At 71.3% G+C, this 20,731-nt stretch carries 20 protein-coding genes; 10 read left to right on the top strand and 10 right to left on the bottom strand.

Annotated elements, in window-relative coordinates; translation table 11 throughout:
• Positions 1-141 precede the first annotated feature (141 nt).
• Positions 142-591, top strand: a complete 450-nt coding sequence (locus tag V4Y03_RS03455; RefSeq protein WP_317873495.1) for a cupredoxin domain-containing protein — start codon at positions 142-144, stop codon at positions 589-591.
• A complete protein-coding gene (locus V4Y03_RS03450) occupies positions 581-1,384 on the top strand; it encodes a hypothetical protein (RefSeq protein ID WP_332437303.1) in 804 nt (267 codons plus the stop codon). Before V4Y03_RS03455 ends, V4Y03_RS03450 begins: the two co-directional genes overlap by 11 nt.
• Here the strand turns inward: V4Y03_RS03450 and V4Y03_RS03445 are convergent.
• The 4 genes from V4Y03_RS03445 to V4Y03_RS03430 all read right to left on the bottom strand — a co-directional run bounded on the left by V4Y03_RS03445 (position 1,351) and on the right by V4Y03_RS03430 (position 5,584).
• Positions 1,351-2,301 (bottom strand): cytochrome c oxidase assembly protein, encoded by a 951-nt coding sequence (locus V4Y03_RS03445; RefSeq protein WP_332433949.1) that lies wholly within the window; start codon positions 2,299-2,301, stop codon positions 1,351-1,353. The two genes, V4Y03_RS03450 and V4Y03_RS03445, sit on opposite strands and share 34 nt — an antisense overlap.
• Before the next feature lie 104 nt (positions 2,302-2,405).
• Positions 2,406-3,431, bottom strand: coding sequence for a 6-phosphofructokinase (locus tag V4Y03_RS03440; protein ID WP_332433948.1), 1,026 nt, complete (start codon positions 3,429-3,431; stop codon positions 2,406-2,408).
• 157 nt (positions 3,432-3,588) lie between these two features.
• On the bottom strand, positions 3,589-4,317 hold the full coding sequence (locus V4Y03_RS03435) for a type 1 glutamine amidotransferase (RefSeq protein WP_317873491.1): 729 nt from the start codon (positions 4,315-4,317) through the stop codon (positions 3,589-3,591).
• Between the two features lie 19 nt (positions 4,318-4,336).
• Complete coding sequence (locus tag V4Y03_RS03430; protein ID WP_317873490.1) at positions 4,337-5,584, bottom strand: Mur ligase family protein; 1,248 nt, start codon at positions 5,582-5,584, stop codon at positions 4,337-4,339.
• Positions 5,585-5,710: 126 nt separating this feature from the next.
• On the opposite strand from V4Y03_RS03430, the gene def reads away from it, so the two are divergent.
• Complete coding sequence (gene def, locus V4Y03_RS03425; protein WP_332433947.1) at positions 5,711-6,271, top strand: peptide deformylase; 561 nt, start codon at positions 5,711-5,713, stop codon at positions 6,269-6,271.
• A 70-nt stretch (positions 6,272-6,341) separates the two neighbouring features.
• Here def and V4Y03_RS03420 read toward each other — a convergent pair whose 3' ends face one another.
• Positions 6,342-6,992, bottom strand: a complete 651-nt coding sequence (locus tag V4Y03_RS03420; RefSeq protein ID WP_317873488.1) for a TetR family transcriptional regulator — start codon at positions 6,990-6,992, stop codon at positions 6,342-6,344.
• A 163-nt stretch (positions 6,993-7,155) separates the two neighbouring features.
• On the opposite strand from V4Y03_RS03420, the gene V4Y03_RS03415 reads away from it, so the two are divergent.
• From V4Y03_RS03415 to V4Y03_RS03405, 3 genes are all read left to right on the top strand, one after another.
• On the top strand, positions 7,156-8,373 hold the full coding sequence (locus V4Y03_RS03415; RefSeq protein ID WP_332433946.1) for an acyl-CoA dehydrogenase family protein: 1,218 nt from the start codon (positions 7,156-7,158) through the stop codon (positions 8,371-8,373).
• Positions 8,374-8,544: 171 nt separating this feature from the next.
• Positions 8,545-9,735 (top strand): NAD(P)/FAD-dependent oxidoreductase, encoded by a 1,191-nt coding sequence (locus V4Y03_RS03410; RefSeq protein ID WP_332433945.1) that lies wholly within the window; start codon positions 8,545-8,547, stop codon positions 9,733-9,735.
• Positions 9,736-9,745: 10 nt separating this feature from the next.
• On the top strand, positions 9,746-10,684 hold the full coding sequence (locus tag V4Y03_RS03405) for a sigma-70 family RNA polymerase sigma factor (RefSeq protein ID WP_332433944.1): 939 nt from the start codon (positions 9,746-9,748) through the stop codon (positions 10,682-10,684).
• A 60-nt stretch (positions 10,685-10,744) separates the two neighbouring features.
• Here V4Y03_RS03405 and V4Y03_RS03400 read toward each other — a convergent pair whose 3' ends face one another.
• Entirely contained in the window at positions 10,745-11,197 is a 453-nt protein-coding gene (locus tag V4Y03_RS03400; protein ID WP_332433943.1) for a VOC family protein, read from the bottom strand.
• Positions 11,198-11,381: 184 nt separating this feature from the next.
• Between V4Y03_RS03400 and V4Y03_RS03395 the strand changes: the two genes are divergently transcribed.
• Positions 11,382-12,758, top strand: a complete 1,377-nt coding sequence (locus tag V4Y03_RS03395) for a cytochrome P450 (protein ID WP_332433942.1) — start codon at positions 11,382-11,384, stop codon at positions 12,756-12,758.
• A 31-nt stretch (positions 12,759-12,789) separates the two neighbouring features.
• On the opposite strand, the gene V4Y03_RS03390 is transcribed toward V4Y03_RS03395, so the two are convergent.
• The 4 genes from V4Y03_RS03390 to V4Y03_RS03375 form a co-directional block, all read right to left on the bottom strand.
• Complete coding sequence (locus V4Y03_RS03390; protein WP_317878100.1) at positions 12,790-14,001, bottom strand: helix-turn-helix domain-containing protein; 1,212 nt, start codon at positions 13,999-14,001, stop codon at positions 12,790-12,792.
• Positions 14,002-14,216: 215 nt separating this feature from the next.
• The gene (locus V4Y03_RS03385) at positions 14,217-15,158 is read right to left on the bottom strand and encodes a hypothetical protein (protein ID WP_332433941.1); all 942 of its coding nucleotides are present in this window, start codon (positions 15,156-15,158) and stop codon (positions 14,217-14,219) included.
• A 56-nt stretch (positions 15,159-15,214) separates the two neighbouring features.
• Entirely contained in the window at positions 15,215-16,864 is a 1,650-nt protein-coding gene (locus V4Y03_RS03380; RefSeq protein WP_332433940.1) for a DUF6801 domain-containing protein, read from the bottom strand.
• Positions 16,865-16,984: 120 nt separating this feature from the next.
• Positions 16,985-17,620 carry a hypothetical protein gene (locus V4Y03_RS03375; protein WP_317876229.1) on the bottom strand — a complete coding sequence of 212 codons (636 nt, stop codon included), beginning with the start codon at positions 17,618-17,620 and terminating at the stop codon, positions 16,985-16,987.
• Positions 17,621-18,140: 520 nt separating this feature from the next.
• Between V4Y03_RS03375 and V4Y03_RS03370 the strand changes: the two genes are divergently transcribed.
• Genes V4Y03_RS03370 through V4Y03_RS03360 form a run of 3 tightly spaced genes read left to right on the top strand, consistent with a single transcriptional unit; the run spans position 18,141 to position 20,730 of the window.
• Positions 18,141-19,157 (top strand): ABC transporter ATP-binding protein, encoded by a 1,017-nt coding sequence (locus V4Y03_RS03370; protein ID WP_317876228.1) that lies wholly within the window; start codon positions 18,141-18,143, stop codon positions 19,155-19,157.
• On the top strand, positions 19,154-19,918 hold the full coding sequence (locus V4Y03_RS03365; RefSeq protein WP_209493641.1) for an MlaE family ABC transporter permease: 765 nt from the start codon (positions 19,154-19,156) through the stop codon (positions 19,916-19,918). Before V4Y03_RS03370 ends, V4Y03_RS03365 begins: the two co-directional genes overlap by 4 nt.
• Positions 19,919-19,923: 5 nt before the next feature.
• Positions 19,924-20,730 (top strand): MlaE family ABC transporter permease, encoded by an 807-nt coding sequence (locus V4Y03_RS03360; protein WP_250769500.1) that lies wholly within the window; start codon positions 19,924-19,926, stop codon positions 20,728-20,730.
• Position 20,731 lies beyond the last annotated feature (1 nt).

Raw genomic sequence — 20,731 nt, 5'->3', positions numbered from 1 at the left:
TCCCCTGCGGAACGGAAATCCCGAAGAACGAATCCCCCGAAGAACGAATCCCCCGAAGAACGAATACCCCGAGAACGAATCCCCGGAGAACGAGAACAGGCGGAGGGCGGAGTGATGACAGGGACACGCACGCGGAGCCGCGTGGCGCTCGGGCTGGCGGCCGGAGGGCTCACCGGGCTGCTGGCAGCCTGCGGGAGCGGCGGTGGGTCGGCGAGCACCGCACCACCGGCGCAGAGCACCGCACCACCCGCACAGAGCAGCACGGCGGGCACCACCCAGGTGACCGCCGACCTCTCCGACTTCCACATCGCGTTGTCGCAGCAGACGTACAAGGCCGGCGGCTACACCTTCGTCGTCAACAACATCGGCCACCACGTCCACGCCCTGGCGGTGGAGGGCCCCGGCGGCGAGAACCGCTCGCAGAACCTGGATCCCGGCAAGAGCACGAAGCTGACCGTGACGCTGAAGTCCGGCAAGTACGAGATCTACTGCCCCGTCGACGGACACAAGGACCTGGGCATGAAGACGGAGATCACCGTGGGCGGTGCCGGGGGAGCGGTGAACGAGAGCCCGACGGGCAATGGCTACTGAGCGGGCCTGGAGCGTCATCGCTCTGCGCCTGGCCGGTGCCGGTCTGACAGCGGCGATGGCGGCGATCCACCTCCGTCTCTGGGACACCGGCTACCGGGACCTGGCGACGATCGGCGCGCTCTTCCTGCTGAACGGCATCGGCGGCGTGCTGCTGACCCTCGCGCTGCTGGCCGCGCCGACCCGGTTCCTCGCCGTCCCGGCCGCCCTTGGCGCGCTCTTCACGGCCGGCACGCTGGCCGGTCTGGTCGTCAGCCTCACCACCGGACTCTTCGGATTCCAGGAGTCCATCGACGCGGAACTGGTCGTGCCCACGATCGTCGTCGAGTCGGCGGGAATCATCGTCCTGGCGGTCCTGGCCGCCGTCACCGCGCGCGGCTTCCCCGCCGTACGACCGGAGAAAGGGCGGGTGGGTAACCCGGCGGTCGGTCGACCACCGAAACGATCAGGGATGCGCGGGCCCGGCCCCCGCCGGTGGGCGGGGGCGCGGCGTGGGCGGGGACGCGCTGTCCGACGCGGCCATCCCGATCGTCACCACGCCGAGCACCACCCAGCCGAACCAGAGCCAGCCGCTGCTGCCGAGCGCCACCGTGTACGCCGTGGTCAGCACCAGCGCGGCGAAGGTGAGCACCGCCATCGTCTTCGTGGGACCGGACATGTGTCCGTCCTCCTCCCGACCGAGGTCGCGGAAGCCGTCCAGCCCATCGTCACCCCGGGAGAGGGGCGCGCGCTACTCCCCGGACGCTCCGGCGTGCGCCGGAGTCAGCGGCCGCGGGTCTGGAGCGAGGCGAGGTAGGCGTTGTACGCCTCCAGCTCCTTGTCGCCGTTCCGGTCGGCGGCCCGGTCCTGGCGGACCGCCTGCCGCTGCTCGGAGTGGTACCACTGGTAGACCAGCGCGATCAGCACCAGCACGGACGGGATCTCGCTGAACGCCCAGGCGATGCCGCCCGCCGCGTTCTGGTCGGTGAGCACGTCGATCCCCAGCGAGGCCGGCGGGTTCTCGTACGCCTTGACCATCGGCTCGGTGGCCATCATCAGCGCGATGCCGAAGAAGGCGTGGAACGGCATGCCCGCGAACAGCTCCAGCATCCGCATCACGAACCCCGGCCGGTGCGGACCCGGGTCGACGCCCATGATCGGCCAGAAGAAGACCACGCCCACCATCAGGAAGTGCACCATCATCCCGATGTGACCCGCCTTCGAGCCCATCAGGAAGTCGAAGAGCGGAGTGAAGTACAGCGCGTACAGGCTCGCGATGAACATCGGGATCGTGAAGCCGGGGTGCGTGATCACCTTCATGTACCGGCTGTGCAGCAGCTTCAGCAGCAGTTCGCGCGGACCCGTGGAGCCGCGCCCCGCCACCGGGAGCGCCCGCAGCGCCAGCGTGATGGGCGCGCCGAGCAGCAGCAGGATCGGCGACAGCATGGAGATCACCATGTGCTGCACCATGTGCACGCTGAACATGACCATGCCGTAGTCGTTGAGCTTGGTGCACATCACGAGCGCGATCGTCAGCACGCCGACCGTGAAGAACACCGTCCGGCTCACCGGCCAGGCGTCCCCGCGCCGCCGTAGCCTCACCACGCCCCACCCGTACAGCCCGAGCCCCGCGAGGCAGCCGATCAGGAAGAAGAGGTCGGGCGAGAACTCCAGGCCCCGACCCAGCGTGAACGGCGGCAGATCCGTGGTCATGCCGTGCCCGCTGTGATCCATCGTGTGCACTCCTGGAGCCCGATTCGCGCTTGTTGTCCGCACCAGACTAGAACCGCCCCCGGCCGTGGCCGCGACCGGGGGCGGATGTCACGCGAAGACGACCCTCAGAGCACGCACTCGGCCTCGGCGTAGCGGTCGGCCGGGACCGTCTTGAGGGTCTCCACGGCCTGGGCCAGCGGAACCATCGTGATCTCGGTGCCGCGCAGCGCGGTCAGCATGCCGAACTCGCCCCGGTGCGCCGCCTCGACCGCGTGCCAGCCGAAGCGGGTGGCGAGGACGCGGTCGTACGCGGTGGGGGTGCCGCCGCGCTGGACGTGGCCCAGGATCACCGGGCGGGCCTCCTTGCCGAGCCGCCGCTCCAGCTCGGCGGAGAGCTGGTTGGCGATCCCGGTGAAGCGCTCGTGACCGTAGATGTCGGTGCCGGCGGTCTTGAAGTCCATCGAACCCTCGGCCGGCTTCGCGCCCTCGGCCACGACGACGATCGCGAACCGCTTGCCGGCCTCGAAGCGCTCGCCGACCCGGGCGGTCAGCTCGTCGATGTCGAAGGGCCGCTCGGGGACGACGACGGCGTGGGCGCCGGCGGCCATGCCGGAGTGCAGCGCTATCCAGCCGGTGTGACGGCCCATGACCTCGACGACCAGGACGCGCTGGTGGGACTCGGCGGTGGTCTTCAGCCGGTCCAGGGCCTCGGTGGCGACGGTCACGGCGGTGTCGAAGCCGAAGGTGACGTCGGTGGAGGCGATGTCGTTGTCGATGGTCTTCGGGACGCCGACGATCGGCAGGCCCGCCTCGGAGAGGAGGTTCGCCGCCTTGAGGGTGCCCTCGCCGCCGATCGGGATGATGGCGTCGAGACCGAGGTCGGCCAGGTGGCCGCGGGCGCGCTCGACGCCGCCGACCAGATGCGCGGGCTGGACCCGCGAGGAGCCGAGGATGGTGCCGCCCCGGGCGAGGATGCCGCCCACCGCGTCCAGATCGAGCTTGCGGTAGTCGCATTCCAGGAGGCCACGCCACCCGTCGTGGAAGCCGATGACCTCGTCGCCGTGGTCGACGACCGCGCGGTGCACGACGGATCGGATGACAGCGTTCAGACCGGGGCAGTCTCCGCCGGAGGTGAGCACGCCAATGCGCATAGCCCAAAAACCTTTGCAACGTGGGCCGACTCCCGGACCACGTCGTCCGGCTGGATCCCCGCCACCCTATCGCCGCAGGGTGGCGGGGCCGAACCGGATGTCCGCACAGTGGACAACGTACGTTCGTACGAGGGACCGGCGGTGGTGCGGGGCTGACTCAGGCGGGCTGCGAGGCGGCCGCGATGCGCTCGGCGCGCAGCGCCTCGTACCAGCGGTCGTCGGTCGGCGGCAGCGCGTTCACGTCGAGGGCCAGCTTCAGGAGCAGGTCCGCGATCTGCGGGTTGCGGGCCATGACCGGGCCGTGCATGTACGTACCGAAGACGGTGTCGTTGTACGCGCCCTCGGTGCCGTCGCCGGTGCCGTTGCCGTTGCCGTAGACGGTCCGGGCGAACGGCCGGGCCGTCGGGCCGAGATGGGTGATGCCCTGGTGGTTCTCGAAGCCCGTCAGCTGGGGGAGGCCCAGCCGCGGGTCGATGTCCGCGAGGACGTCGCCGACGCAGCGCTCGCCCTCGCCACGGGTGGAGATCACGTCGATGAGGCCGAGGCCGGCCTCGCGCTCGCCGAGGTCGTTGATGAACTCGTGGCCCAGGATCTGGTAGCCGGCGCAGACCGAGAAGATGATCGCACCGTTGGAGGCGGCCCGGCTGAGGCCGCCGTCCCGCCGCAGCCGCTCGGCCGCGAGCCGCTGCGGGCGGTCCTCGCCGCCGCCGATCAGATAGATGTCGCCGGAGGTCGGGATCGGCTGGTCGCTGCGGACGTCGACGCGCTCGACGCTGAGGCGGCGCTGCTCGGCGCGGCGCTGCACGACCAGGACGTTGCCCTGGTCGCCGTAGGTGCTGAGCAGGTCCGGGTAGACCCAGACCAGGCGCAGGCTGCTGTCACTCATGCTGCATGTCCTCTACGGGTCAGTTGCCGACGCGGCGGCGGACGTCCTGGAAGGCGGTGTAGTTGGCGATCAGCTCGATCTGGCCGGGCGGGGCCATCGAGACGGCCTCGTCCAGCGTCTCGCAGACGCGGAAGTCCACACCCGCGACCTCCAGGCGGACCGCGAGGTCGAGCCGGCGGTCGCCGATCACCATGATCGGGTGGCCGGCGAGCCGGGCGTAGTCCACGTCCCACAGCCAGGAGGTGTCCGTGCCGTCGGCGCCGCGCGCGTTCACGGAGAGGATCACCGGGGCGGGCGGCCCGTCGATGAGGGAGAACGTCTCGAGCCAGCCGGCCGGGTTCTTCGCCAGCAGCAGACGCAGCTCGCGGCCCTGGAAGGAGACCACGTCGTAGCGGCCCGCGACGGCCTGCACCTGGTACATGCGCTCCAGGGCCACCTGCGGCGGCACCCCGAAGACGGCGGCGACGGCGGCCGAGGTGGCGGCGTTCGCCTTGTTGGCGCGGCCGGGCAGCTGGAGCCGGATCGGCCAGGCCGAACCGTGCGGGTCGAGCACGTGGTCGCCGCTGAGCGCCCAGCTCGGGGCGGGACGGCGGAAGCCGCACTCGCCGCAGAACCAGTCGTCGCCCGGACGCTGCATCACACCGCCGCAGGAGGGGCAGGACCAGGCGTCGTCCTTCCACTCCTGGCCGGCGGCGACCCACACCACGTTGGGGGAGGAGGAGGCGGCCCACACGATGAGCGGGTCGTCGGCGTTGGCCACGACCACGGCCTTGGTGCCGTTGAGGCCCTCGCGCCACTTCTCGGCGAGCATCCGGGTCTCGGCGGCGCGGTCGAGCTGGTCGCGGGAGAGGTTGAGCAGCGCGATGACCTTGGGCGTGGTGTCACGGGCGACGCCGGCGAGGTACTTCTCGTCGACCTCGATCACGCCGTACTTGGAGTCCGTGCCGCCGGCCAGCGCCGAGGTGATCCCTGCGGGCATGTTGGCGCCGAGCGCGTTCGAGACGACGGGGCCGGCGGCGCGCAGGGCCTCCGCGATCAGCCGGGTCGTCGTCGTCTTGCCGTTGGTCGCCGACACCAGGACGACGTCCAGATGCTGTGCGAGCCGGCCGAGGAGGTCGGGGTCGAGCTTCAGCGCCACCTTGCCGCCGATCACGGATCCGCTGCCGCGTCCCGCCGCACGCGACACCGCGGCCGCGGCCTTGCCAGCCGTCACGGCCAGCTTGGCGCGCGGCGACAGCGGCTCTGGATTACCGGGGTGTCCTGACATCTCTCTTGTTCCTCCTTGCGTCGGTCCGGGCTCAGCCTATCGAGATCCGGCCAGCAGCCCGAACAGCGGCACCGCCGAGCGGCCGCGGGAAACAGCCAGGTCACGGCGGACCGTACCCTTACGGCCATGCGAAACCGCCCCATCCCCGGCAGTTCCGGCCTCGTCCGAGCGATGTCCCTGCTCGGCGACCCCGTGCTGCACAGCCCCTGCGAGCCCGTCACCGACTTCGGTCCCGAACTGGTCCGGCTCGTCGAGGACATGTTCGCCACGATGTACGCGGCGAACGGCGTGGGCCTGGCGGCGAACCAGGTCGGCGTCGGCCTGCGGGTCTTCGTGTACGACTGCCCGGACGACGAGGAGACCCGCCACCTGGGCCATGTGGTGAACCCGCGCCTGGTGGCGGCGGACGGCGACGTGGTCCGCGGCCCCGAGGGCTGTCTGTCCCTGCCGGGCCTGGAGGCCCCGACGCCCCGTCACGACCGGGCGGTGGTGGAGGGCGTCCGCGTGGACGGCACACCGATACGGATCGAGGGCACCGGCTTCTTCGCCCGCTGCCTCCAGCACGAGACCGACCACCTGGACGGCGGGGTCTACGCGGACCATGTCGCGGGGTGGCGGAAGTCACGTCTGCTCCGGGCGATTCGCAAGGAGCCGTGGGGGGCGAAGGCCTCGGTACTGGAGCGCTGAGGTTCCGCTCGGGCCTGTCGTCGGACTCCCGCCCGCCCCACGGGCGACGACGGGAGTTCGACGACAGGTCCTAGAAGCCCGGTCCGCCCGGGAGGTCGTCCGCCGCGGCCAGCCGGCCCCAGAGGACGTCCGCCAGGCTCCGGACGAGTTCCGCGCGGGAGCAGGGGCGCTCGCCGAGCCACCAGTCGCCGGCCGCGTGCATCATGCCGACGATCCCGTGCCCCCAGATCCGGGCCTGGACCTCGGCGCCGGGTCCCAGGTCGACGCGCTCGGCGATGACCTGGCCGAGCTCCTCGCCCATGCGGCGGAGCAGCGGGGCGGAGTGGCGGCCGATGTCGAAGCCCTGCTCGGTCTGGTGCGGCTCCTCCGCCGGATGCATGAGGAAGCGGTAGACCTGGGGCATCGCCTCGATCGAGCCGAGGTAGGTGTCGAGGGTGGACTCGACGCGGCGGCGGCGGTCGGGGGCGGGCGCGTCCAGGGCGGACCGCAGCGCCGCGAGGAGCGCGTCCGTGTGCCGGATGGCGAGGGCGCGGTACAGGCCGCCCTTGTCGCCGAAGTGGCGGTAGAGGATCGGCTTGGTGATGCCCGCCTCGGCCGCGATCGCGTTCATGGAAGCCTGGGGGCCGTCCCGGAGCACCACCCGGTCCGCCGCCTCCAGCAGTTCGCGCCGCCGCTGCTCGGCGGGCGTCTGCCGGTCGGTGGTCCGGTGTGCGATGTCCATCAGCGTGTCTCCCCGCCCGTGCGTTTCCCTGAGGCTTCGCAACGTAACACCCGGCCGCCTTCCGGTGCCGGTCGGGCCGAACAGCCCTACCGCAGGTTGACAGCCTCTACCCACCGGTAACAGACTGCTGTTACCGGAAGTAACGTACTGCTGGGAGGGAAATATGGGCGAGTTCACGCTCGAACTCAACGAAGACCAGAAGCAGGTCCGCGACTGGCTGCACGGCTTCGCCGCCGATGTCATGCGGCCCGCGGCCGCCGAATGGGACGAGCGTGAGGAGACCCCCTGGCCGATCATCCAGGAAGCGGCCAAGCTCGGCATCTATTCCCTCGACTTCTACGCCCAGCAGTTCTTCGACCCGACCGGCCTCGGCATCCCGATGGCGATGGAGGAGCTGTTCTGGGGCGACGCGGGCATCGCGCTCTCCATCGTCGGCACCGGCCTCGCCGCCGTCGGCGTCCTCGCCAACGGCACCGAGGAGCAGATAGGCACCTGGATCCCGCAGATGTACGGCGACACCGACGACGTCAAGGTCGCCGCCTTCTGCTCGTCCGAGCCCGACGCCGGCTCCGACGTCGCCTCCATGCGCACCCGCGCCGTGTACGACGAGGCCAAGGACGAGTGGGTGCTCAACGGCACCAAGACCTGGGCGACCAACGGCGGCATCGCCAACGTCCACGTCGTCGTCGCCGTCGTCGACCCCGCACTCGGCTCCAAGGGGCACGCCTCCTTCATCGTCCCGCCGGGCACCCCGGGCCTCTCCCAGGGCCAGAAGTTCCAGAAGCACGGCATCCGGGCCTCCCACACCGCCGAGGTCGTCCTCGAGGACGCCCGCGTCCCCAGCGGCTGCCTCCTCGGCGGCAAGGAGAAGCTCGACGAGCGCCTCGCCCGCGCCCGGGAGAAGGCGAAGGCCGGCGGTGGCGAGCGCGTGAAGAACGCCGCCATGGCTACCTTCGAGGCCTCCCGCCCCGCGGTCGGCGCGATGGCCGTCGGCACCGCCCGCGCCGCGTACGAGGTCGCCCTCGACTATGCCAAGACCCGCGTCCAGTTCGGCCGCCCGATCATCGAGAACCAGGGCGTCGCCTTCCAGCTCGCCGACATGGCCACCCAGATCGACGCGGCCCGGCTCCTCGTCTGGCGCGCCTCCTGGATGGCGACGGCGGGCAAGCCCTTCACGCAGGCCGAGGGCTCGATGTCCAAGCTGTACGCGAGCGAGGTCGCCAAGAAGGTCACGGCCCAGGCCATCCAGATCCTCGGCGGCAACGGCTACACCCGCGAGTACCCGGTGGAGCGGATGCACCGCGACGCGGCCATCTACACCATCTTCGAGGGCACCAGCGAGATCCAGCGGATGGTCATCAGCCGCGCCCTCGCCAAGTGACCCGAGGCGTGTGACGTCGCCGGATCGCCCGCGCGATCCGGCGCACGGAGCACACGCCGGTCCCGAGCCCCCGCCCGTCCCGGCGCGGTGACCGGGGTCACACCCGGACCCTGTCAGGAATCCGGGGGCCGTCTCGTTCAAGGCGCACGCGAACGAGACAGGAGCAACGCCATGAAGCACCGCATCGTCGTCCTCGGCGCCGGCTACGCCGGGGCCTTCGCCGCCGGGAACCTCGCCCGCCGGCTCTCGCCCGCCGACGCCGAGATCACCGTCGTCAACGCCGTGCCCGAGTTCGTCGAGCGGATGCGGCTCCACCAGCTCGCGATCGGCCAGGACCTCGCGGTGCGCAGGCTCGACGAGATCTTCGCCGGCACCGGGGTGCGGCTGCGCCTCGGGCGCGTCACGGGCATCGACCCCGAGCGCCGGACCGTCGCCGTGGCAGGCGGGGAGGGCGCCGGCGAGCTGCCGTACGACACCCTGCTCTACGCCCTCGGCAGCTCCGTCGCCCACCACGGCGTCCCCGGCGCGGCCGAGCACGCCTTCGACGTGACCGGCCGGGACTCGGCGCTGCGGCTGCGCGAGCGCCTGGCGGGCCCGGCCGCCGGCGGCACCGTCCTCGTCGTCGGCGAGGGGCTGACCGGCATCGAGACCGCCACCGAGTTCGCCGAGTCCCGGCCCGACCTCACAGTGGCGCTCGCCGCCCGCGGCGAGCTGGGCGCCTGGCTCTCCCCGAAGGCCCGCCGCCATCTCCGCGAGGCCTTCGACCGGCTCGGCGTCACCGTCCACGAGCACACCGACATCACCGCCGTCGAACCGACGCGGGCGGTCACCGCCGACGGCACCTTCCTCCCGGCCGATGTGACCGTGTGGTCGGCCGGCTTCGCCGTGCACTCCCTCGCCGCCGCCGCGGGCCTGGAGGTCGCAGGGACCGGGCAGATCCTCGTCGACGGCACCATGCGCTCGGTCTCGCACCCGGACGTCTACGCCGCCGGTGACTGCGCCTACGCGATCGACGGCAACGGCCGGCCGCTGCCGATGTCCTGCGCCTCGGCCGGGCTCACCAACATGCGGGCCACCGCCGCGATCATCGCGCGCCTGACGGGCGGTGAGGTCCCGACCGACGCGCTCACGTACCACGGCAACCACATCAGCCTCGGACGGCGGGACGCGATCTTCCAGATGGTCGACGGGGACGCCCGCTCCAAGTCCTGGTACCTGGGCGGCAAGCCCGCCGCTCGGCTCAAGTCGGCCGTGCTCAAGGGGGCCTGGTGGGGCATCGCCCACCCGACCTTCGGCCTGCCGAAGCGCAAGCGCGCCCTGGCCACCACAGCGGACCGCACCGCCGCGCGGGTCGCCGCCTAACCTGAGCACCATGGACAGCGACGCCATCGAACGGTTCGAGGCCGGCCGGGGACGGCTGGCCTCGCTCGCGTACCGGCTGCTCGGCTCGGCGGCCGACGCCGAGGACGCCGTGCAGGACACCTTCCTGCGCTGGCAGGCGGCGGACCGCGCGCGGATCGAGGTGCCGGAGGCCTGGCTGACCAAGGTCCTCACCCGTCTCTGCGTCGACCGGCTCCGCTCGGCGCACGCCCGCCACGAGCGCGCGGCCGGATCCTGGCTGCCCGAGCCGCTGCTCGACGGCGACCCGATGCTCGGCCCCGCCGCCACCTTCGAGCAGCGCGAATCGGTCTCCCTGGCCGTACTCACCCTCATGGAGCGTCTCTCACCGGTCGAGCGGGCCGCCTATGTGCTGCGCGAGGCCTTCTCGTACCCGCACGCCGAGATCGCCGGGATCCTCGACATCACCGAGTCCGCCAGCCAGCAGCACGTCCACCGGGCCCGGACCCGGATCGCCGCCGAGCGCCGCCGAGGCGAGGAGGTCGACCCCGCGACCGCGCGCCGGGTCGTCGAGGAGTTTCTCGCCGCCGCCGCGTCGGGGCGCACCGAACGGCTGGTGGCGCTGCTCACCTCCGACGTGACGGCGGTGAGCGACGGGGCCGGGCTCGCCCGCCGGCTGCTGCGGTACACGACGCCCGAGCGCGTCGCCTCCCATGTGCGGGCCGGGTTCCGGCCGACACCGGCGAAGCGGCGGCTGGCCGGGGGCTCGCCCGCGTTCCACCTCGCGCGGGTCAACGGCTCCCCGGCCGTCCTCGCCGTGGCCGGCGACCGGGTCGTGGGCACCGTGGTGTTCGAGGTCGCCGACGGCAAGGTCGCGTCCCTGTGCGGGATCGCCGCCGCCGGCCGCCTCGCGCGCCTCGGCGAGGCCTGGCGGCGGTACGGACCCGACGCGCCGGCCGTCCACACCTGGTGACCGGCGCCACCGGTCGCGGGCCGGGCCGGAGCCGGGGCGGGCGCGCGCCCGCCCCCGCTCTCAGACGAGGCAGAACTCGTTGCCCTCAGGGTCCTGGAGGACCACCGCGTAGTAGTCCATGCCGTTCGGCTCGTCCATCGCGTACAGGATCGTGGCGCCCAGGGCCGTCAGACGGGCCACCTCGCCGTCCACCCGCTCCCGGCGCAGAGCCAGCGGGACAGCGCGCCCGCCGCCGACCTTGAGGTCCAGATGGACACGGTTCTTGACGGTCTTCGGCTCGGGGACCTTCTGGAACCAGACGCGCGGGCCCAGGCCCTTCGGGTCCATGATGGATTCCGGCAGCTCTCCGGCGCCGTCGCCCAGCTCGTCCTCGGGGACGCCGATCGCCTCCCAGTACGCCCGCCAGGTGGCGTGGCCCTCGGGCGGCGGGTCGGGGACGTAGCGCAGGGCCTCGATCCAGAAGGGCACCAGCCGCTGCGGGTCGGCGCAGTCGATGGTCAGTTGCAGGGTCATCTCGGGTCGCCCGGATGCTTCCGGCGTTACGGCTCGTTCCATGGTGCGAGCCTCTCAGACGGCACTGACAACCACACTGTTCGAGTCAACCGGCCAGATTCGGACCGCTGTTCGGCCATCCCTACCCGCCAGTCACCTACTGGGGGAGAATCGCTGCGCATCCGCCGACCGAGGGGAACCGACCATGGCCAGCACCACCGGTACCGAAGCGCCCGAACTCGCGGGACTGCCCCTGCTCGGTTCCATGTTCGACCTCAAGAACGACTCCCTGGGCACCTTCCTGCGGGCCCGACGCGAGCACGGCGATGTCGTCCGCATATGCGCGGGACCGCCCGGCATCCGCACCACCGTGTACGGCGTCTTCTCCGCCGAGGGCGCACAACAGGTCCTCGCCGGCGAATCGGCCAACTTCCGTAAGGACAACGCCTTCTACCAGGAGATACGCGAGTCCTTCGGCAACGGCCTGCTCACCAGCCAGGACGAGGACTACCTCCGTCAGCGCCGACTCGTCCAGCCCCTCTTCACCCGCCGCCGCGTCGACGGCTACGCCTCGGCCGTCGCCACCGAGGTCGCCCACCTCACCGGGGAGTGGCGGGACAGCGGTGCCGAATCCGTCGACGTCCTGCAGGAGATGGCCCGCCTCGCCCTGCGCGCCGTCGCCCGCATCCTCTTCGGCACGGACGTCGACGAAGCCGTCGGGATCGTCGAGAACAGCTTCCCCGAACTCGGCGCCTATGTGCTCCGCCGCGGCTACTCCCCGCTCAACGTCCCCCGCGACTGGCCCACCCCCGGCAACCGCCGCGCGGCCCGCGTCCACCGGGCCCTGAACGAGGTCTGCGACCGGATCATCGCCGAACGCCGGGGCGCGGGCGGGGCCGCCCCCGGTGAAGGCGACGACCTCCTCACCCTGCTCGTCGAGGCGGAGAGCGCCGAGGACGGCAGCTTCGACGCGACCGAACTGCGCGAGCAGGTCCTCGTCTTCCTGCTGGCCGGACACGAGACCACCGCCACCTCCCTCGGCTTCGCCCTGCATCTCCTGGCCCTCCACCCGGAGGAGCAGGAGCGGGCCCACGAGGAGGTCGACCGGGTGCTCGGCGGCCGGGACCCCGGCGCCGCCGACCTCGACGCGCTGCCGTACGTCACCCGGGTGCTCAAGGAGGCCATGCGGCTCTTCCCGGCCGCCCCGGTCATCGGGCGCCGCGCCGTCGCCGCCACCGAGGTCGGCGGCGTGACCATCCCGGCCGGCGCGGACGTGATCGTCGCCCCCTGGGTGACCCACCGCCACCCGGACTACTGGGAGGACGCGGACCGCTTCGACCCGGACCGCTTCACCCCCGAGGCGGAGGCGGCCCGTCCCCGGTACGCCTGGTTCCCCTTCGGCGGCGGTCCGCGCGCCTGCATAGGCCAGCACTTCTCGATGCTGGAGTCGGTGATCGCCCTCGCGATGATCCTCCAGCGGTACGACTTCGAGGCGGTCGACACCGAGGTGCCGGTCGCCCCCGCGATCACCCTCCAGGCGGCCGGCCCGGCCCGCTGCCGCCTGCGGCCCCGGCAGGCGTAGGGGCCCCTGGCGGGGCCGGTCCGCGTGGGGCTCAGTCCGTCCGTTTCCCGTTCTGCAGGTGCAGGGAGCGGAGGGCCGCTTCGAGGGCGAAGCGGTGGTCGGGATCGAGGAGCCGGTCACCGAAGTGGTTGTCCAGGTTCCGCAGCCGGTAGCGGACCGTCTGGGCGTGCACGCCCAGCATCTCGCCGACCTGTTCGGCGGGGGCCCGGGTGGAGATGTGGACGCGCAGCGTCTCGATCAGCCGCTCGCGCCGGGTGCCGGACAGGCTGTCGAGCGGGGCCAGTTCGCGCCGGGTGAGATGGGCGACGAGTGCCGGGTCGGACAGCAGCCACAACGTTGTCAGGTGGTCCTCGCAGTGCACGACGGGGGCGTCGGGAACGATGCCGTCGTCGATGAGCTGGAGGACGCGCCGGGCCCAGCGGATGGAGTGCGCGGCCTGCGCGGCCGGCACGGTCGGGCCGATGGCGGCGGGGGTGCCGGCCAGGGCGGAGCCGAGCATCGCGAGGCGCTCGGCGGTGAGCGGGCCGGGGATGAGCAGATGCGGCTCGGGGAGCGTGAGGTCGGCGAGGACGTCACGGTCGAGGCCGGCCTGGACGAGTTCGGCGACGGGGGGCCGGACCGCCACCAGGGTGCATTCGGCGGGGAGCTGCCAGGAGGCCTCCTGGCACAGTTCGGCGATGGTCGCCCGGGGCAGCGGGGGACCGGCGACGACGAGGTGGAGCAGCTGTCTTCGCAGCGCCGCCACATCGGTCACCGCTCTCGCCTGGACCATCAGATAGCCCTCGCGGGAGAGGGCCTCCAACTCGTCGACGTACGCGAAGAGCGCGTCCGCGAAGGCCAGGATGAGGGTGGGGGAGAGGTTGTACGTGCGGCCGATGCTCTTGGCCCGCCGTAACGCGATGCGCGCGCCGAGGCGGTACGCGCCCTGCAGGGTGTCGAGGTCCCGGCCCTCGTAGGCCTCCACCCGGCCGAACTTGCGCAGCAGTTCGTCCCGGAGCGCCGAGTTCCGCCCGGGGTCCGCGACCCTTTCCACGAACGCCGCGAGCGCCTGCTCCACGCCCAGCCGGATCGCGTCCGAGTGGGGCCCCTTGAAGAGGTGGGCGTACACGGGGTAGGCCCGCTGGACCTCCACGCCGATCTCCTTGATGAGGCCGGGTATCTCCGGTCGCATCAGGGCGGCGAACTCCCGGGGGAGCGGATCGAGCGGCTCACCGATGTGCGGTGACTGTGCGGTTGCGGGCATGAACCGATCCCTTGCTCTGCTACGTGACCGGTGGGGGAGCGGCGTGCGGCGCCCGACCTGGTGCGGAGGGCGCCGCCGTGGCCGTCAGTTACGTACCGACGTTGACTGCTGAAGCTAAGACAACTGCTGTGTGCTGTACACAACTTGAGCAGGAGTTGATCCGCCCGAAGGGGCCCGGGGAGTCGACTCGGCCGGTTATCGCCCTTGGGTGGCCGTTACTTGACGGCCGCGTGCCAGTTCTGCGCGAACAGCTTTCCGGCGTCGGGCGCGGCGACACCGGGGGCGTAGAGGCCGGTCAGGTAGGTCTGGGTGTTGTTGAGCGTGATGCTGTTCTTCCCGGCGGCGGACGGCAGTCCGGTCTTGAGGTTCACCGCGCCGTTGACGAGGCCGAGGCCCAGGCCGCAGCCGCTGGCGCCCGGGACGGCGAAGGTCGTGTCGGTCTGGGTGGAGCCGAGCATGTTCAGGCGGCTCATGTCGCCCTCCTCGTTCGGGGAGCCGTCGCCGTTGAAGCGCTCGACGGAGAAGTCGGGGGAGGTGAGGTTGCTCGGGTACAGCATGATCGGGTTGGCCTTCGTACCGATGTAGCAGTTGCTGCCGAGGAACGGGTTCTGGAGGTGGATGCGGACCGGGATCCGCACGATCGGCATGTCGGTGAGGACACCCGCGATCTGGTTGAAGTCCGAGGGAGTGCCGACCGATTCCACGGTGGCGGTGATCTTGTTCAGGCTGGCGTCCGACAGCTGCCGGCAGATGTCCGTGATGAACGGGATGTCGCTCGGACACATCAGCCCGAGCAGACCGCCGGGAACGGTGGCGGAGTCGGCGATGAGCGAGCCGGCGGGCGGTCCGACGACCGTGTTGGTGCCGTCGGCGTTCTGGATCACGCCCATCTGGAGGTTCGTCTTCCCGGTGACGACGGTCGTGTTGCCGAGCTTGATGGTGCCGCTGGGGGAGGAGGACGAGACGCACTGCGGCGCCTGGTCGAGGCCGTCGGCGGCGAGCATCGCGGGGGCGTCGACCGGGCAGCGGTCGAACGGGGCCCAGGAGCCGTTCAGCACGGGGGAGGCCGCGGTCGCCGTGCCGACGGAGACGAAGGCGCCGAGCGCGGTGAGGGCGGAGAGGGTGGCGAGACGGGTGCGGGAGGAGACGAGGGGCATGGCGGTTGCCTTCCGTTGGAGGGGAGCGGAGAAGAAGGAGGGGTGGGTGCGCGGGCTCAGCGCTCGGGCTTGGGGACCACGTACGGCTGACGGTCCGCGGTGCACTGGCCGTCGGTGGGCACCTCGACGCCCACGGCGCAGGTCTGGCCCTGGATCTGCTTGATGTAGTTGCCGGACCCGGAGATGGAGGCGGTGAGGAGCCGGTCGAGGTTCTCGCCGCCGGCGCCGCAGCCCTTGAAGGCGGGAACGGTCACCTCGCCGGTGAGCGGGCCACCGGTGGTGAGGACGTATCCGGTGGCGTCGGTGCCGTTGATGAGCTGCCCCTTGCCCAGGAGCACCAGGTGGTCTCCGGGGTACTTGGCGGGCTGGGGTTCGGGAGAGCTGATCGGCTTCTCCGTACGGCAGGAGGGGCCGACGTCCAGCCGGGTGCCGTTGACCCGGACGTCGAGGACGCGCAGGACCAGGGGGACCCGGATGTAGCTCTCCGCGATGTTGTCGGGGAAGACGAGGAGGATGTCCGACTCGACGGTCATGGGGCCCGCCTGCTCCAGGACCAGCGTCGCCGTGACCGGGGCGAAGCCGAAGGTCAGGAAGGTGGACTCGAAGGGCGGGGACTGCTTTCGCCCCTGGTAGGAGAGGCCGCCGACCGACTTCTGGACCAGGTGCAGGGTGCCGTCGGGGCGGAACTCGATCTCCGGTATGCCCTGTTCGATCTGGACGCAGGAGAGCGGGATGAGCGAGGCGCCGTTCAGCTTCCGTACGTTGGAGTAGCCGGTGATGTACGCCGACAACGACGTGGGGGTCGGCTTCTCGGTCACACAGGGCGGTGCGGCCCGCCGGTCCGGGGCGGCGCCCGGCGTGTTCGCGTCGGCCGCCTTCGCGTCGTCGTCCGCCCGGGGCCCGGTCAGCGGCCCCTTCGCGACCGGGCCGTTCGCCTCCTCGCCCGTACCGGCCTGGCCCTTCCCTCCCGCGGTCGCCGGTGCCTTCGGGGCGTCCGGCCGGGGGAAGGGGGACGAGGTGGAGGGCGGCAGCGGGCCGGACGGCGAGGCGGGCGGCGTGCCCGGTTCTCCGCCGGGGGTGCCGGCGCCGACCGGGACCGTGGCGAGCAGCGTGCGCTCCCGCGCGTCCTCACCGGGTACGCAGCCGACGGAGAGCGCGGCGGGAGTGGTGGCCGCGCCGTCGGCTGCGCTCGGGGCGAGGTCGACGGCCAGACCCCCGGCGGTGAGGGTCAGATCGCCCGCCGCGTCCGTGGTCAGGATCGGGACGTCGCCGGTCGTGGTGAGCGTCAGGGGGCCGTCGGCGGGTACGGCGAGGGGCTCGGCCGTTCCGCGCCAGACGGCGTCCGTGCCCCGTCCGTTCTGCGCCGCGCCGACCGTGAGCTGGGTCTCCGCGCGTACGGTGGCGGCCTTCAGCGCGAGCAGGTCGGCCACGGCGGCGGCCGGGAGTTCCAGCGTCGTCGTCACGTCGGTGGGCCGGATCTCCTCGCCGACGGCGGCCCGTTCGGGGAGGGTGCCCTTGATCCGTACCGTCGCGGGCTGCGCGCCGGAGGGCAGGGTGCACAGATAGGGGATCTCGGCGTCGACCTCGTGCGTGCCCAGGGCCACGGCCGCGGCGGGGAGAAGGGGGGCGAGTGCCACGAGTGCGGCGATGGCCGCGCCGCGCGCGGGGGCGCGGGAAGTGCGCTGGGCGGCTCGCTGGCCTCTCATCTGGGGCTCCGCTCGGATCGTGCGCTCGCGGGCGCGAGGGGGTGAGGGCGGTCGGGGTGCGGACAGCCCGCGTCCGCCCGGCCGGGGTCGCCGGCCGGGCGGACGCGGGTTCCTGCGTCCTTACGGGTTGGAACCGACGATCGTCGGGATGGTGCTGGTGCCCGACACCTTGGCGAGGTAGGCGCCGGTGAAGAGCGGCTTGGCACCGACCGGTACGGCGGAGCCGCAGTTGGTCGACGAGACGACGTTCAGCTCGCCGGAGGTGCTGGCGACGGCGAGCTTGCCCGTCGAGTTGGTGTACGTGCTGGAGGCCTTGCCCGTCACGCGGAAGACACAGGCGCCGACGGTCACCGTGGCGTCGACGTTGCCGACGTAGCCCTTGGTGACACCGGTCGCGGCGGTGTAGTCCTGCGCCACGATCGTCCAGGGGGTGGTCGGCACGGTGGTCACGTTGCCCAGGACGCTGGTGCAGGGCGCGCCGCTGGCGCCGAAGGCGATGGAGCTGATGGATCCGACCGTCGCCGGGTTGCCGGTGGCGCTCTGCATCGTGCCCGAGGCGTTCGACTTCGTACACGTCATGGCGATGCCGTTGACGCTCAGGACGATGTTTCCGCTGTTCGCCGCGGTGAAGCTGGCCGGCGTGGGGTTGACCGTCCAGACCGTGGAGGCCACCGCGGAGGCGGGGCTGACGGCGAGGACGAACGCGGCGGAGGCGGCTCCGGCGACGACGGCGAGGTTTCTGATCGGCTTCTTCATGGCTCTGGGACGCTCCTTGGGGATTGACCGGCAGAGATGGCCGCGGTGGGGGTGGAGAACGGCCGGCGGCCCAGCGATTCTCGGCCGCGAAACCTGACGTTACTTGCGGGAAACTTAGCTGAACAATGGCGGAGTCCAAGATTCTTTGAACAGGTTGCATTGCCTGTCAAGTGGGTGAGCGATGGCGTGAATCCACTTGGTTCCATGGTGCGCAATGTCGACAATTATGATCGATCAACCGGGGTGGCGGATGGCCATTCGGCCCCCTCCCGCGAAAAGTCGGAATCCGGTATTGCCGAGGGAGGTTACTCGGCCGTAGCGTTCCCCGGGCCGACGCTGAGTCGCAGGTCGGCGCAGTAATCTATCTCGCCGGAGACAAGAGTTGATTCCGACTTTGTCTGCGCGGTGACAAATGCCGGAGCGGATCAAGGATTTTGCGCCACATCTATTGTCCGGGTGATCAGTTCCGGCTTACCGTGCGCCCGCGGCGCACACCCGACACACGCTTGCTGGAGGTGGTATGGGAATCGAAGTAGTCGTTGAGGGTCTGACCATGTCCTTTGGCAAGCAGAACATCTGGCAGGACGTGACGCTGACATTGCCGGCCGGAGAGGTGAGCGTCATGCTCGGCCCTTCCGGAACCGGTAAGACCGTCTTCCTGAAGTCGCTCATCGGGCTGCTGAAGCCCCAGCAGGGCCGTGTCCTCATCAACGGGGTCGACATGGTCAGCAGCCCCGAACGGGACATCTACGAGACCCGGAAGCTCTTCGGCCTCATGTTCCAGGACGGAGCCCTCTTCGGCTCCATGACCCTGTTCGACAACATCGCCTTCCCGCTGCGCGAGCACACCCGCAAGCGGGAGTCGGAGATCCGCCGCATCGTCATGGAGCGCATCGAGCTCGTCGGCCTCCTCGGCGCGGAGGGCAAGCTGCCCGGCGAGATCAGCGGAGGCATGCGCAAGCGCGCCGGACTGGCCCGCGCGCTCGTCCTCGACCCGCAGATCGTCCTGTGCGACGAGCCGGACTCCGGGCTCGACCCGGTCCGCACCGCGTACCTCTCCCAGCTGCTGATCGACCTCAACGCGCGGATCGACGCGACGATGCTGATCGTCACCCACAACCTCGACATCGCCGCCACCGTCCCCGACAACATGGGGATGTTCTTCCGGCGCAACCTGGTCACCTTCGGACCGCGCGAAGTCCTTCTCACCAGTGACGAACCGGTGGTCACCCAGTTCCTCGCCGGCCGCCGCGAAGGACCCATCGGCATGTCCGAGGAGAAGGACGCCGCGCTGGTCGCCGCCGAGCTGGACAACTCCGCCGGCCACCCGGTCGCGCCCCGCGTCATCGTCCCGCAGCTGCAACCCTCGCCCGGCCTCCCGCCGCGCGCGGCGGTCGGCCGCCGCCGGGAGCGCGTCCTCGGCATGTTCGACCGGCTGCCGCCCGCCGCCCAGGCCGCCATCCGCGACACCTACGCGAAGGACGACGCGGCGTACACCCTGCCCCAGCGGGAGCGGACCACGGGGAGTGCCTCGTGATCACCGGCGCGCTGCGGCAGACCGGCCGCCTCTTCGCCCTGGCCGCCGAGGTGAGCCGGGCCGTCTTCCGACGGCCCTTCCAGTTCCGGGAGTTCGTCGAGCAGTTCTGGTTCGTCGCGAGCGTCACCATCCTCCCGGCCGCGCTCGTCTCCATCCCCTTCGGCGCGGTGATCGCGCTCCAGGTCGGCTCGCTCACCCAGCAGCTGGGCGCCCAGTCGTTCACCGGCGGCGCCAGCGTCCTCGCCGTCATCCAGCAGGCCAGCCCGCTCATCGTCGCCCTCCTGATCGCCGGAGCCGGCGGGTCCGCCATCTGCGCCGACCTCGGCTCCCGAAAGATCAGGGAGGAGCTGGACGCGATGGAGGTCATGGGCGTCTCGCCCGTGCAGCGACTGGTCGTCCCGCGCGTCCTCGCCACCATGGCGGTCGCCGTCCTGCTCAACGGCATGGTCTCCGTCGTCGGCACGCTGGGCGGCTACTTCTTCAACATCATCCTGCAGGGCGGCACCCCGGGCGCGTATCTCTCCAGCTTCTCCGCCCTCGCCCAGCTGCCCGACCTCTACATCAGCGAACTCAAGGCCCTGATCTTCGGGTTCATCGCGGGCATCGTCGCCGCCTACCGCGGACTCAACCCCCGCGGCGGCCCCAAGGGGGTCGGCGACGCCGTCAACCAGTCCGTCGTCATCACCTTCATGCTGCTGTTCTTCGTGAACATGGTGCTGACGGGCATCTACCTGCAGATCGTCCCGCCGAAGGGAGGCTGAGCGCGATGGCCTCCCCGTTCGTCTGGCTCGACCGGTCCGGTGACCAGCTCCTCTTCTACGTCCGCGCCCTGCTGTGGATCCCGCGCACCCTGCGCCGCTACCTCAGAGAGGTCCAACGGCTCCTCGCCGAGGTCGCGTTCGGCTCCGGCGGCCTCGGAGTCATCGGCGGCACCATCGGCGTGATGATCGCGATGACCCTGTTCACCGGAACCGTCGTCGGCCTCCAGGGCCACGCCGCCCTCGAACAGATCGGCACCGCCGCCTTCACCGGCTTCGTGTCCGCCTACTTCAACACCCGTGAGATCGCCCCGCTCGTCGCCGGGCTCGCCCTCTCCGCGACCGTCGGCGCCGGATTCACCGCCCAGCTCGGCGCCATGCGGATCAACGAGGAGGTCGACGCCCTCGAAGGCATGGGCATCCGCTCCATGCCGTACCTGGTCACCACCCGCATCATCGCGGGTGTCGTCGCCATCGTCCCGCTGTACGCGATCGGCCTCCTCTCCTCCTACCTGGCCTCCCGATACGTGACGGTGCTGTTCAACGGCCAGTCCCAGGGCACGTACGACCACTACTTCAACCTCTTCCTCTCCCCGACGGACGTCCTCCTCTCGGTGCTCAAAGTGCTGATCTTCAGCGTGATGGTGATCATCGCCCACTGCTACTACGGCTTCCGCGCCTCCGGCGGCCCCGCCGGCGTCGGCATCGCCGTCGGCCGCTCCGTGCGCAACGCCATCGTGCTGATCAGCGTCACCGACTTCTTCCTGTCGCTGGCCCTCTGGGGCGCGACCACGACCGTGAAGGTGGCGGGGTGAC

The organism is Streptomyces sp. P9-A4 (assembly GCF_036634195.1).
Lineage (GTDB): Bacteria > Actinomycetota > Actinomycetes > Streptomycetales > Streptomycetaceae > Streptomyces.
The sequence above is the reverse complement of the archived record's forward strand: the minus strand, read 5'-3'. Positions and strand labels throughout refer to the sequence as shown.

Excerpts from the sequence above, each read along its gene's own strand:
- V4Y03_RS03450 (WP_332437303.1), top strand. The coding sequence starts at position 581 with ATGGCTACTGAGCGGGCCTGGAGCGTCATCGCTCTGCGCCTGGCCGGT.
- V4Y03_RS03445 (WP_332433949.1), bottom strand. The coding sequence starts at position 2,301 with ATGGATCACAGCGGGCACGGCATGACCACGGATCTGCCGCCGTTCACG.
- V4Y03_RS03440 (WP_332433948.1), bottom strand. The coding sequence starts at position 3,431 with ATGCGCATTGGCGTGCTCACCTCCGGCGGAGACTGCCCCGGTCTGAAC.
- V4Y03_RS03435 (WP_317873491.1), bottom strand. The coding sequence starts at position 4,317 with ATGAGTGACAGCAGCCTGCGCCTGGTCTGGGTCTACCCGGACCTGCTC.
- V4Y03_RS03430 (WP_317873490.1), bottom strand. The coding sequence starts at position 5,584 with ATGTCAGGACACCCCGGTAATCCAGAGCCGCTGTCGCCGCGCGCCAAG.
- def (WP_332433947.1), top strand. The coding sequence starts at position 5,711 with ATGCGAAACCGCCCCATCCCCGGCAGTTCCGGCCTCGTCCGAGCGATG.
- V4Y03_RS03420 (WP_317873488.1), bottom strand. The coding sequence starts at position 6,992 with ATGGACATCGCACACCGGACCACCGACCGGCAGACGCCCGCCGAGCAG.
- V4Y03_RS03415 (WP_332433946.1), top strand. The coding sequence starts at position 7,156 with ATGGGCGAGTTCACGCTCGAACTCAACGAAGACCAGAAGCAGGTCCGC.
- V4Y03_RS03410 (WP_332433945.1), top strand. The coding sequence starts at position 8,545 with ATGAAGCACCGCATCGTCGTCCTCGGCGCCGGCTACGCCGGGGCCTTC.
- V4Y03_RS03405 (WP_332433944.1), top strand. The coding sequence starts at position 9,746 with ATGGACAGCGACGCCATCGAACGGTTCGAGGCCGGCCGGGGACGGCTG.
- V4Y03_RS03400 (WP_332433943.1), bottom strand. The coding sequence starts at position 11,197 with ATGACCCTGCAACTGACCATCGACTGCGCCGACCCGCAGCGGCTGGTG.
- V4Y03_RS03395 (WP_332433942.1), top strand. The coding sequence starts at position 11,382 with ATGGCCAGCACCACCGGTACCGAAGCGCCCGAACTCGCGGGACTGCCC.
- V4Y03_RS03390 (WP_317878100.1), bottom strand. The coding sequence starts at position 14,001 with ATGCCCGCAACCGCACAGTCACCGCACATCGGTGAGCCGCTCGATCCG.
- V4Y03_RS03385 (WP_332433941.1), bottom strand. The coding sequence starts at position 15,158 with ATGCCCCTCGTCTCCTCCCGCACCCGTCTCGCCACCCTCTCCGCCCTC.
- V4Y03_RS03380 (WP_332433940.1), bottom strand. The coding sequence starts at position 16,864 with ATGAGAGGCCAGCGAGCCGCCCAGCGCACTTCCCGCGCCCCCGCGCGC.
- V4Y03_RS03375 (WP_317876229.1), bottom strand. The coding sequence starts at position 17,620 with ATGAAGAAGCCGATCAGAAACCTCGCCGTCGTCGCCGGAGCCGCCTCC.
- V4Y03_RS03370 (WP_317876228.1), top strand. The coding sequence starts at position 18,141 with ATGGGAATCGAAGTAGTCGTTGAGGGTCTGACCATGTCCTTTGGCAAG.
- V4Y03_RS03360 (WP_250769500.1), top strand. The coding sequence starts at position 19,924 with ATGGCCTCCCCGTTCGTCTGGCTCGACCGGTCCGGTGACCAGCTCCTC.